This is a genomic window from Nocardia sp. NPDC005366, from assembly GCF_040606855.1.
GTDB lineage: Bacteria > Actinomycetota > Actinomycetes > Mycobacteriales > Mycobacteriaceae > Nocardia.
On sequence record NZ_JBEXFQ010000071.1, the window covers coordinates 1 to 13127 of the forward strand.

The following is a 13127-nucleotide window of genomic DNA, read 5'->3' on the forward strand; positions in this document are numbered from 1 at the left end:
TGTTGGAGTATGTGGGGCGAGCTGATTTCCAGGTGAAGGTGCGTGGTCAGCGGGTGGAGTTGGGGGAGATCGAATCCGTCCTCACCACACACCCCACGGTCGCCACCGCGATCGCCGTTGGAGTCGCGACCGAGGGCGGAACCAGGCTCGCGGCCTACGTGCTGCCCGTCGACGGTGCCGTCGACACCGCGGAACTGCTGAGCTATGCGGGCAAACGCCTACCGTCGCATATGGTTCCGGACGCGGTGACGGTGCTCGACGAGATGCCGCTGACCTCTGTCGGCAAGATCGACCGTTCGGCGTTGCCCGCAGCGGTTTTCGCTACCGCGACCGAATACGTCGCACCGCGCGATACCGCCGAGCGGATGGTGGCGCAGATCTGCGCCGAAGTCCTCGGCGTCGAACGCGTCGGGATACTCGACAGCTTCTTCGAACTCGGCGGCAACTCGTTGACGGCCACCAGACTGGCCGCGCGGCTGGGCGCCGCGTTCAGTGCCGAGGTCGCGCTGCGCGCGATCTTCGAGGCGCCGACGATCGCGGATCTGGCGCGTCATCTGCGCACCGTGGCCGCTCCGGCGCGGGAACCGCTCGAACCGCAGGAACGTCCGGACCGGATCCCGTTGTCGCCCGCGCAGGCGCGCATGTGGTTCTTCAACCGTTTCGACCCGACCTCGGCCGTCTACAACGTACCGATCGTCGTCCGCATGTCGGGCGAACTCGATATCGACGCGATGCGCGCCACGATCGGTGACATCCTCGACCGGCACGAATCGTTGCGTACCGTCTACCCGGACAGCGACAGCGGACCGCACCAGGTCGTCCTCGCGGTCGACGAGGTGCTGCCAGAGCTGGCGCCGGTGGTCGTCGAGGAGAGCGACCTCGAGGCGTCCATCGCCGCGGCGGCGACCGTCGGATTCGATGTCACCGCCGAGGTGCCCTGCCGAATCACCCTGTGGCGCACCGCCCCCGACGAGCACACGCTGGTCATGGTCGTCCACCACATCGGTATCGACGGTTCCTCGCTCGCACCGCTGGCCACCGACCTGATGACGGCCTACCGTGCGCGCGTGCGGCAATCCGCGCCGCAGTGGAAGCCGCTGCCCGTGCAGTACGCGGATTACGCGCTGTGGCAACGGAAGTTGCTCGGCGCCGAGAACGACCCCGACAGCCCGACCGCCGCGCAGACCGAATACTGGCTGTCCGCCCTCGCCGACCTGCCCGAGGTTCTCGACCTGCCGACCGATCGGCCGAGGCCGGTGAAACAGTCGTTCCGCGGTGCGACGGTGTCGGCGACACTGCCCGCCGCTCTCCATCGCGATGTCGTCGCGCTGGCGCGCAGGCATGACGCGACGGTCTTCATGGTGATGCACGCGGCATTCGCCGCGCTGTTGGCCCGGCTGTCGGGGACCGGCGATATCGCGGTCGGCACACCCATCGCGGGCCGCGGCGAACCAGGACTCGACGGCCTGGTCGGCATGTTCGTCAACACACTGGTCCTGCGGACGCAGATCGAGCCGGACGCGACCTTCCTCGGAATCATGAATCGAGTCCGCGAGGCCGATCTGTCCGCGTTCGAGAACGCCGACATTCCCTTCGAGCGCCTCGTCGAGGTGCTCAATCCGCCGCGCACGGCATCCCACGCGCCGCTGACACAGGTGGGATTCTCGTTCCAGAACATCGAGATCCCCACCGTGAGTTTCGATGGCATGACGGTCTCGGCACATATGGCCGACCCGAGCGTGGCGAAATACGATGTGCACCTGAGCCTGGTCGACGCCATGGGACCGGATGGCGAGCCCGCCGATATGGCGGTCGAATTCGGCTATGCCACCGATCTTTTCGATGAGTCGACGATCCACACGATGGTCGATCGCTACGCGCGGTTGTTGCGCGCCGTCGTTGCCGACCCCGGTCGGGTGGTCGGTGATATCGATCTGCTGACCGTCGAGGAGACCGACGCGCTGACAGCGCATTCGACCGGACCGGCCACGCAGGATCCGCCGTCGACGATCGCTGACCTGTTCGCCGCGCAGGTCGCGGCATCCGCCGACGATACGGCGGTGATCGACGCCGAGAGCGGCGAACGGTTCACCTACCGTGCGTTCGGGGCGCAGGTCGACGTGTTGGCACGACTGTTGATCGGCCGCGGTATCGGCCCCGGGTCGGTGGTGGCGGTGGCGATGCACCGTTCCGTCGATCTGTTGCGGACGTTGTACGCGATTCACCGGGCAGGCGCGGCCTACCTGCCGCTGGATCCGGACCATCCGGTCGAGCGGATCCGGGCCGTCCTCACCGCGGCGCGACCCGACGCGGTTCTCACCCGCTCGGCCGACGCGGCGAATCTGCCCGACGATGTACCGAGCTGGACGCTGGAGGATCTCACCACGGGGGATGCCGACGCGGCGGCGGTGGTGGGTGATGGCGACCGGCTTCGGCCGCTGTACCCGCAGGATCTCGCGTACGTCATCTACACCTCCGGTTCGACGGGTGTGCCCAAGGGCGTCGCGATGCCGCATGCCGCCGTGGTGAATCAGCTGCGGTGGATGCGCGATCACTACCGGCTCGGCGGCGATGATGTCCTGCTGCTGCGCACTCCGGTCACCTTCGACCTGTCTGTCTGGGAGTTGTTCTCCGCGTTGACATGTGGCGCGGCACTCGTCGTCGCGGGTCCGGGTGTGCACGCCGACCCCGCGGCCGTGGCCCGGCTGATGACCGAATATCGAGTCACGACAGTAGATTTCGTGCCGTCATTGCTCGCGGCGTTCCTGGAGACGGCCGGCCCGGACTCGGTTCCCGACGACTGCCGGGTGCTCTGCATCGGCGAGGCGCTCCCCGTCGAAACGGTTCGTCGTTTCCGTGAACTCAGCGGCGCGCGCATCGACAATCTGTACGGGCCGACCGAAGCCGCCGTGAGCGTCACCGCACACCGTATCGATTCGCTCGACGGCACCGCCGTGCCCATCGGCGTCCCCGAGGCCAATGTGACCGCGCACGTGCTGGATTCGCGGCTGCGACCGGTTCCGGCGGGGGTGACGGGTGAGCTGTACCTCGGCGGCGCCCAGCTGGCCAGGGGATATCACGAACGCCGAGGTGCGACGGCGGCTGCCTTCGTCGCCGACCCCTTCGCCGGTCCGGGTGGCGGCACCCGTATGTACCGCACCGGTGACCTGGTGCGCAGGGACGGTCACGGCACCCTGCACTACGTCGGCCGCGCCGACACGCAGGTGAAGGTGCGCGGTCTGCGGATCGAACTCGGCGATATCGAAGCGGCCATGCTGGCCTGCGAGCAGGTCGACGCGGCTGTCGCCCGGGTGCTGACCGCGGGCGGCCAGCAACGACTGATCGCCTACGCGGTGGCCGGAGAGTCGTTCGACGCCAGGCGGATCCGCAGCGCGCTGCTGTCCAAGCTGCCCGCCTATATGGTGCCCTCGGTCGTCATCAGGATCGACTCGATCCCGCTGACGGTGAACGGCAAGATCGACTACCGGGCGCTGCCCGCGCCGGATCCGAGCCACTACGCATCCGAATATCGCGCACCGTCCGGGTTGGTCGAGGAGAGCATCGCCGGTGTCTTCGGCGAACTCTTCGACCGGCCCGAGGTCGGCGCGGATGACAGCTTCTTCGAATTGGGCGGCAACTCACTCGTCGCGACGCGCGCTCTCAGCCGCATCGGCGATATCGTCGATGTCGAGATTCCGGTGCGGACGATATTCGAGGCGCCGACCGTCGCGGGTCTGGCCGAACGAATCGCGCATCTGCGTTCGGTGCCGAACCTGCCCGCGCCGACCCGCAGGCCTCGACCGCCGCGCATACCGCTGTCGCAGGCGCAGACCAGGATGTGGTTCCTCAACCAGTTCGAACCGGAATCGGCCGGATATGTCGTACCGCTGGCGATCCGGCTCCAGGGCGAGCTCGATGTCGCGGCATTGGTCACGGCGTTCGGTGACGTCATCGAACGTCACGAGAGTCTGCGCACCGTGTATCCCGCGATCGACGGCGTTCCGTCGCAGGTGGTGCTGGACGCGGCCGATGTCATCGCGCGCCACGACCTGACCCCGATCGCGATCGGCGAGGACGAGCTCCCCGGCCGATTGGCCGAATTCTGCGGCGCTGGGTTCGAGGTCTCCGATGATGTGCCGTTGCGTGCGGCGCTGTATCAATTGTCGGAGCGGGACTGGACCATCGCGGTGGCCGTGCATCACATCAGCTGCGACGGCTTCTCGGTCGCGCCACTGGTCACCGATGTGATGACAGCGTATCGGGCACGCGCGAACGGGCACGCGCCGCAGTGGGTGCCGCTGGCCGTGCAATTCGCCGATTTCGCGCTGTGGCAGCTCGATGTACTCGGCTCCGCGGACGATCCGGATTCGTCGGTGGCGCGCGACATCGCCTACTGGCGTACCCGGCTCGCGGGGGTGCCGGATCTGCTGGAGCTGCCTTCCGACCGGCCGCGACCGATCGAAAGATCCCAGCGCGGTGCGGTTCTGCGCGCGACGATCCCGGCGCAGTTGCAGGGGCGCGTGCAGTCGCTGGCACGCCGCTCCGGATCGACGACATTCATGGTGGTGCACACCGCGCTGGCCGTGCTGTTGTCGCGGTTGTCCGGCAGCGACGATGTGACGATCGGTGTGCCGCACGCGGGGCGCGGCGACCGATCGCTGGACAATCTGGTCGGCATGTTCGTCAACACCTTGGTGATGCGGACGCGGGTCGGCCTCGACGAGTCGTTCGCGAGTGTGCTCGATCAGGTGCGCCACACCGCCCTCGAGGCCTTCGACCACGCCGCCGTGCCGTTCGAGCAGGTGGTCGACGCGGTGAAACCCGCTCGGTCGACCTCGCATACGCCGCTGTTCCAGGTGATGCTCGCCTACCAGAACATGGCGCGCACCCGACTCGAACTGCCAGGTCTCACCGTCGAGAACATCGATCCCGGCGATAGCGCCGCGATCTACGACCTGCTGCTGATGATGGCAGAGGAACACGGACCGCGGAACGAGCCGGCCGGCATATCCGTGCGGCTGACCTATTCGACCGACCTGTTCGACGAACAATCGGTGCGGCGCTTCACCGAACGGCTGATCCGGCTACTCGATGAAGCGACGACCGACGCCGACTCGATGGTCGGCGCGATGGCGCTGCTCGATGAGCGGGAGCGCTCGCGCGTCCTCGACCGTTGGAACGACACCGGGGGATCGGCCGCGCCCGGCGGGACGCTGGTCGACGCCTTCGACGCGCAGGTCGCGCGGACCCCTGACGCCGTGGCGATTCGTGTTCCCGGCGGCCTCACCGCGACCTACCGGGATTTCGACGCTGGCGTCAATCGCCTGGCGAGGTGGCTCATCGGCCGCGGCGCGGGGCCGGAAACGGTGGTGGCGGTAGCGATCGGCCGATCGGCCGCACTCGTCACGGCGTTGTACGCGGTGGTGAAAGCCGGCGCGGCGTTCGTGCCGGTCGATCCCGGCCATCCGGCCGCCAGGATCGCGCATGTGCTCGAAACCGCGGGTCCATTGGTGGTGCTCACGACCGGGGCGGACGGTGCGGGTCTGCCGGACGGGTTCGACACGGTGCACGTCGATGGACTCGACCTGCGCGAGCTGTCGGGCGCGCCGATCACCGATGCCGAGCGGCGCGCGCCGCTGCGCGCGGATAACGCGGCCTATGTGCTGTTCACCTCCGGCTCCACCGGAACGCCGAAGGGGGTCGCTCTGAGCCATGCCGCGACAGCGAGCCAATTGGCCTGGGCGCAGCGGCAATGGCCGCACGACACCTCCGATGCGGTCCTGTTCAAGACCCCGATCACCTTCGATATCGCCGTCTGGGAGTTGTTCTGGCCCTTGCAGACCGGTGCGCAGATCGTTGTCGCCGAGCCGGAGGGGCATCGTGATCCCGGCTACCTCGCCGCGACGATCGCCGAATACCGGATCACGACGGTGCATTTCGTCCCATCGATGGTCGAAGTGTTCCTCGAATTCGTCGGCACCGCGACACTCCCATCGATCCGGCGGCTGTTCGTCGCGGGCGAGGCGCTCGCGCGGCATATCGCCGACGCCGCGGCGGGGGTGTTCACGCACGCGGAAACGGTGAACTGGTACGGCCCGGCGGAGGCCGAGGTCGTCACCGCCGCGCGGTTGCTGCCCGATGATCCGAGGTCGGGCGCGACGGTCCCGATCGGTACGCCGGTATCGGGCATGCGCGTCTACGTGCTCGACGCGCGGTTGCGGCCGGTCCCGATCGGCGTCGTCGGCGAACTGTACGTCGCCGGTGTGCAATTGGCGCGCGGATATCACGGTCGCACCGACCTCACCTGCGCCGCGTTCGTCGCGGATCCGTTCGACGCGGATTCGTTCGACGCGGTAGGCGGGCGTCTGTATCGCACCGGCGATCTCGTCCGGTGGACCGAATCCGGGACGCTGGAATATCGGGGCCGCGGCGACTTCCAGGTGAAGGTGCGCGGTCAGCGCGTCGAGCCGGGTGATATCGAAGCCGCGTTGCACGGCATCGAAGAAGTCGCGCGTGCCGTCGCGGTCGTGACGCCCGATCGGATCGTCGGATATGTGACGCTCGTACCGGGTGCGGTGATCGATGGCCGCGAGATCCGCGACCGGCTCGCGCGCTCGTTGCCCGGTTATCTGGTTCCCGCGGGCGTCCAGGTACTGGAGTCGATGCCGCTCAGCGCGAACGGCAAACTCGACCGCGCCGCGTTGCCGCCGGCGGTATTCGACGACGGCGAGGAATTCGTCGCGCCGTGCACCCACCGCGAAACGGCGCTCGCGAGGATCGTTGTCGAGCTCACGGGTGCCGAACAGGTCAGCGTGACCGCGAATCTGTTCGAGATCGGCGTCAATTCCCTGTCCGCGGCACGGATGGCGGCGCGTGCGCACGCCGCACTCGGTGTCGACGTCGGCATCCGTGACATCTTCGACGCGCCGACGATCGCCGGGCTGGCCGAACTCCTCGCGACGCGTTCGTCGTCCACGGCGACACCGCTCGTCGCCAGGCCGCGGCCGGCGGCCGTCCCGCTGGCGAACGCCCAGCGGCGAATGTGGTTGCTCAATCAGCTCGACACCACCTCGGCGGCCTACAACATCTGCTTCGCCGCCAGGCTGACCGGACCACTGGATATCGACGCGTTCCGTGCCGCCTTCCTCGACGTCATCGGCAGGCACGAGCCGTTGCGGACGGTGTACCCGGTGGTGGACGGCGAACCGTGCCAGCTGGTGCGGGATATGTCGACGATCGGCGCGGACCTGGTGCCCACCCCGATGACCGTCGCCGGCGAGGCGGAATTGGCGGCCAGGATCGGCGAAACCGTCGGGACCGGATTCGATGTCGCGCAGGCGGTGCCGGTGCGCGTGCGGCTGTTCCGCACGACCGCGCAGGATCACGTGCTGGTTGTCGTGGTACACCACATCGCGGCGGACGGCGCGTCGATGGCCCCGCTGGCCCGGGATGTGTTCTCCGCGTACGTATCACGGACGGCGGGCCACGCGCCGCAGTGGGAGCCGTTGGCGGTCGAGTACGCCGATTACGCCATGTGGCAGCGGGATACGCTCGGATCGGAGGACGACCCGAACTCGCTGATCGCCCGGCAGATCGAATACTGGTCCGCGACACTGGCCGATGCGCCGGAACTGCTCGACCTGCCGACCGATCGGCCACGTCCGGCCACCATGTCGATGGTCGGCGGCAGCGTGCGATTCGAGATTCCCGCACGGCTGCACGACGAGGTGGTGCGGGTGGCGCATCGCGAGGGCGTGACGGTTTTCGTCGTCCTGCACGCCGCGCTGGCGATTCTGCTGGCGCGCACCGCGCACAGTTCCGACATATCGATCGGCACACCCGTCGCCGGGCGCGGCAGGCGCGAACTCGACGAGTTGGTCGGCATGTTCGTCAACACCGTCGTTCTGCGTACGCCCATCCGTGATGACCGGTCGTTCGCGCAACTCCTGTCGGAAGTGCGCGATATCGATCTGCGAGCGCTGGCGCACGCGGACCTGCCCTATGAACGACTGGTCGAAATCCTCGACCGCCCACGATCGACGGCATACTCTCCGCTGTTCCAGGTCATGCTGGGGTGGCAGCACGCGGCGGCGGGCTTCGAATTGCCCGATATCGGTGTCGAACCCATCGATCCCGGTATCGCCCAGGCCAAGACGGATCTCACCGTCCTGGTCACCGAACGGATCGACGGCGCGAGGAACGCGGGTATCGACGGCGAAATCATCTATGCCGAAGAAATTTTCACCGCGTCGACCGCGCGATCACTCGCCGCCCGTTTCGTTCGGATCCTCGAGGCCGTGATCGCCGACCCGGCTCGTGCGGTCGGCGACATCTCCCTGCTGAGCGCGGAGGAGTCGGCTCGACTCGTTCCCGCGCACGGCGGCCCGGCAGGCCCCGCCCGGCTGTACCCCGATCTGCTCGCGGCATCCGTCGCGGCGGCCCCCGACGCGATCGCCCTGATCGGAGCGACCGAAACCCTCACCTACCGTCAAGTCGAGCACCGGGCGAACCAACTCGCGCGCCACCTGCTCACCCTCGGGCTCGGGCCGGGAGCCTTTGTCGCACTCGCGGTGCCACGCTCGGTCGACTACCAGATCGGCATGTGGGCTATCGCGAAAACCGGAGCCGCCTTCGTGCCGGTGGATCTGCGTTATCCCGCGCGACGTATCGAACACATGGTGCGGGATTCCGGCGTCGAGATCGGTCTCACGCTCGTCGCGTCCCGGCCGTCGCTGCCGGACGGTACCCGATGGCTGATGCTCGACGATCCCGGTTCCGTCGCCGAGATCGCAGCCCAACCGGGGACCGCCGTCACCGATGCCGATCGCACCCGCGCACCGCGCGTGCAGGACGCCGCCTACGTGGTCTACACCTCCGGGTCGACCGGCACACCGAAGGGTGTCGTCGTCACGCACGAGGGTCTGGCCGGTTTCGCCGCCGAACAGCGCGATCGCTATCGGGTGGAACAGGATTCCAGGGTGCTGCACGTGTCGGCGCCCGCCTTCGACGCGGTTCTGCTCGAGTCGCTGATGGCATCGCAAGCGTCCGCCGCGCTGGTGATCTCACCCCCCGATATCTTCGGCGGCCCCGATCTGGACGAGTTGATACGGGCGCATCGGGTGACACACGCCTTCCTCACCCCCGGTGTACTGGCGACGATCCCACCGACCGGTCTCGAATCGGTGCGGATGCTCGCGGTCGGCGGGGAGAAGGTCGGCGTCGACGCCATCGCGCCATGGGCGTCCGGACGCAGGCTGCACAATATCTACGGGCCGACCGAGACCACGATCGTCATCACCATCAGCGATCCGATGCTGCCCACCGACTCGATCACCATCGGCGGTCCGATCAGGGGGGCGACGGCGGTCGTCCTGGACTCGCGGCTGCGTCCGGTGCCGGTCGGGGTGGCGGGGGAGTTGTACCTGTCGGGCCCGCAGCTGGCACGCGGGTATCTGCACCGGCCCGCGGCCACCGCGGGCGCTTTCGTCGCGAACCCGTTCGGCGACCGCGGTTCTCGTATGTATCGGACCGGCGATATCGTGCGCTGGACCGGCAACGGCGCGCTGGAATACATCGGCCGCGCCGATTTCCAGATCAAGATCAGGGGTCAGCGCATCGAGCTCGGCGAAATCGATGCCGCGCTCATCGCCTATCCGACGGTGGCCGCCGCGGTGACGGTGTGCCGTAGCGGACCCGGCGGTCAGCCCGCGCTCGCCGCCTACGTCGTGGCGGAAACCGCGACCGTCATCGATCCGGTCGACCTGCGCGCCCGCATCTCGGCCGTGCTGCCCGCGCATATGGTGCCATCGACGATCACCGTGCTCGATCATATGCCGCTTGCCTCGACAGGCAAGGTCGACCGCAAGGCATTGCCTGAGCCGGAATCCGCGACCGCGGGAGTCGGTCTCGTTGCGACCTCGGGCGATCTGGAGCACACCATCGCCGCCGCCTTCGCGGAGGTGCTCGGAATATCCGCGATCGGCGCGACCACTTCCTTCTTCGCGCACGGCGGCGACTCCATCATGGTGATCCAGCTGGCCTCGCGGCTCAAGTCCGCGGGTGTCCTCGTGACGGCACGAGATATCTTCGAGCGCAAAACCGTGCGGGAGCTGGCGCGGGTGGCAGGAGCAGCCGAAGGGCGCGCACTCGCCGAACTGCCGGGCGGCGGTATCGGCGAAATCCCGTCGACGCCGATCGTGTCGTGGTTCCTCGAGCGACTCGGCGCCGCCGATCGGTTCGCCCAGTCGGTACTGGTGCGGCTGCCCGGTGACGCCCGCGCCGAGGATGTGACAGCCGTCGTGCAGGCGGTGATCGACCATCACGACATGCTGCGTGCCAGGCTGCGCGACGGGCGGCTGGAAGTGCTGCCCGCCGGTGCCGTCGACGCGGCGGCATCGGTGCTGGTCCGTAGCTTCGGTGAGGAGGATGCTCCCGGCGGCGACGGCTTCACCGCGGTGCTGGAAGCCGCGGCGGCCGAGGCAGCCGACCGCCTGGATCCGGCCGACGGCCGGATGGCGCAGGTCGTCTGTCTCCTGCCCGAACCGGGCGTCGATGCCGACGGCCGCGCTCTGATCGTCATCCACCACCTGGCGGTGGACGGCGTGTCGTGGCGAATCCTGGTGCCGGACCTCATGACCGCGTGGCAGCAGCTCACGCGGGGGCAGCGGATATCGTTGCAGGCACAGGGCACCTCTATGCGCCGGTGGGCACACGCGCTGACCGAGGCCGCGAAAGATCGCGCGAACGAATTCGAGCTGTGGGATCGGATGAGCGGTGCCGCCGACCCGCTCCTCGGTCGCGCCGCGTTCGATCCCGCACTCGACACCCAGGCGACGGTCGAGCAGGTGACGGTATCCGTTCCGGCGGCGGTGACTTCGGCTCTGCTGCAGACGGTGCCCCACGCCGTGCACGGCAGTGTCGACGACGCGCTGCTCGCCGGTCTCGCCGTGGCGGTGTCGCGGTGGCGCGCACGACGTGGAGTCGCGCACAAGGGTCTGAAAGTCCTCGTGGAAGGGCATGGACGCGAGGAGCGGATCGCCGAGGGAGCCGATCTGTCCCGCACCGTCGGATGGTTCACCAACGCCTATCCCGTCGCGCTCGACCTGAACGGAATCGCCGAGACCGATCCGCGCGCGACGGTGAAATCGGTGAAGGAGCAGTTGCGTGAAATCCCCGACAAGGGAATCGGTTACGGCCTCCTGCGTTACCTGAACCCCGCTACCGCCGACCGTCTCGCGGCGGCGGCCGAGCCGCAGATCAGTTTCAACAATCTCGGTCGTGTCGGTGTGGACGTGACGACGCTGTCGGAGTACGCGTGGAGTCCGGCCGACGAGGAATTCGACCGGCGGGCGGCGTTCGATCAGGATATGCCCGCGGCCGGGGTCGTCACGATCGACGTCCATGTCGAGGAGACCGAATTCGGCCCTCGGTTGTCGGCGTATGTCGGCTACGCCTCGCGCCTGCTCGACCATGACGAGGTGGTCGAACTCGCCGGCGAATGGGTCGCCGCGCTGACCGCCATCGCCACCGCGGCCGAGGTGGACGGCGACTGGGGATTGTCCCCGGCGGACGTTCCGCTCGTCGACGTGACGCAGTCCGATCTGGACGCGTTCGCCGACAGGTACGGACCGCTGACCGATGTGTGGCCGCCCGCGCCGTTGCAGGCGGGCCTGCTGTTCCACGCGGACTTCGCGGCGGGTGGTGTCGACGTCTACACGGCGCAATCGGTACTCACCATCGCGGGCACCCTGGACCAGGACCGGCTCGAGCGCGCCATGTATGCCCTGCTCGAGCGCTATCCGAACCTGCGCGCGGTATTCACGCGAACGGCGGAAGGTATCGCCGCGCAGATCATTCCGGCCGCCAGGGCGATCTGCTGTGCCAGGGTCGACGCTGCGGGAGTCTCGACGGATCCGGAGGCGCTCATCGCGGAGGAACGGACGCACGCCTTCGATCCGGCGCACCCGCCGTTGCTCCGGTTGCTGACCGTCGCCGCGGGGCCGATGGACTTCCGCCTGGTGCTGACAGCGCACCATCTCCTGCTGGACGGCTGGTCGTTGCCTCTGCTGTGGCGAGAATTGATCGGTCTGTACGCGGTCGACGCACGGCAGGAACTTCTGCCTGCCGCGGCGAGTTACCGCGACTACCTGGCCTGGCTGGACCGGCGCGAATTGTCGGCGAGCCTGGACGTCTGGCGCGAGATGCTCGGCGATATCGACGAGCCGACTCTGGTCTCCCACGGGTCCGCCGCCGCGATCGCGGACGTCCCCGTCGATCTCGAGGTCGTCCTCGATCGCGGCGCGACGACCGAACTGGAGGAATTCGCCAGGTCACGCTCGGTGACGATGGCGACGATCGTGCAGTTCGCGTGGTCGGTGGTACTCGGGAATCTGCTCGGCGTCGAGCGGGTGGTGTTCGGGAGCACAGTGTCCGGGCGTCCCGCGGACCTGCCGGGTGTCGAGTCCATGATCGGTCTGTTCATCAATACGGTTCCGGTCGCGGTGCGGGTGCTCAGGGACCGGACGATCGAGGATTCGCTCACGCGCCTGCAAGCGGACAACACCCGCCTGCTCGATCACCACTATGTCGAACTCTCACAGATCATGTCGGCCACGGGCGAGGCCGCGCTGTTCGACACTCTCGTCGTCTTCGAGTCGTACCCGGTCGACAGCAGCGGTCTGGGCGAGGTCGATATCGACGGAATGCGGGTGGTCGCCGCGGAGGGAACCGACGCCGCCCACTATCCGATCACCGTTCAAGCACACCTGGTCGACGAGTTGCATCTGCGGATTCGCTATCAGCGCGCGTCCATCGATGACGCGATGGCAGCGGGTCTCGCCGCCCGTCTGGAAACCGTGCTGCGCGCTGTCACGGCCGATCCCACGGCGCTGATCGGCGAGGTCGATCTGCTCTCGGCGCGGGAACGTCGTGATCTGGTTCCCGCGTCGGGTGGTGTGGGTGTCGCGCCGCGGGTGTTGGCTGATGTGTTGTGTGTACGCGATGCCGACGCGGTTGCGGTGGTTTCGGGTTCGCGGGTGGTGTTGTTCGGGGAGTTGGATGGGTGGTCGTCGCGGTTGGCGCGGTTGTTGGTGTCGTGGGGTGTGGGTCCGGGGGATGTGGTGGGTGTG

At 68.1% G+C, this 13127-nt stretch carries 1 protein-coding gene; it reads left to right on the forward strand.

Features of this window, described 5'->3' with window-relative positions; translation table 11 throughout:
* Positions 1–11: 11 nt before the first annotated feature.
* The coding region (locus tag ABZS43_RS35970) for an amino acid adenylation domain-containing protein (RefSeq protein WP_355040479.1) at positions 12–13127 on the forward strand (13116 nt) is incomplete at its 3' end.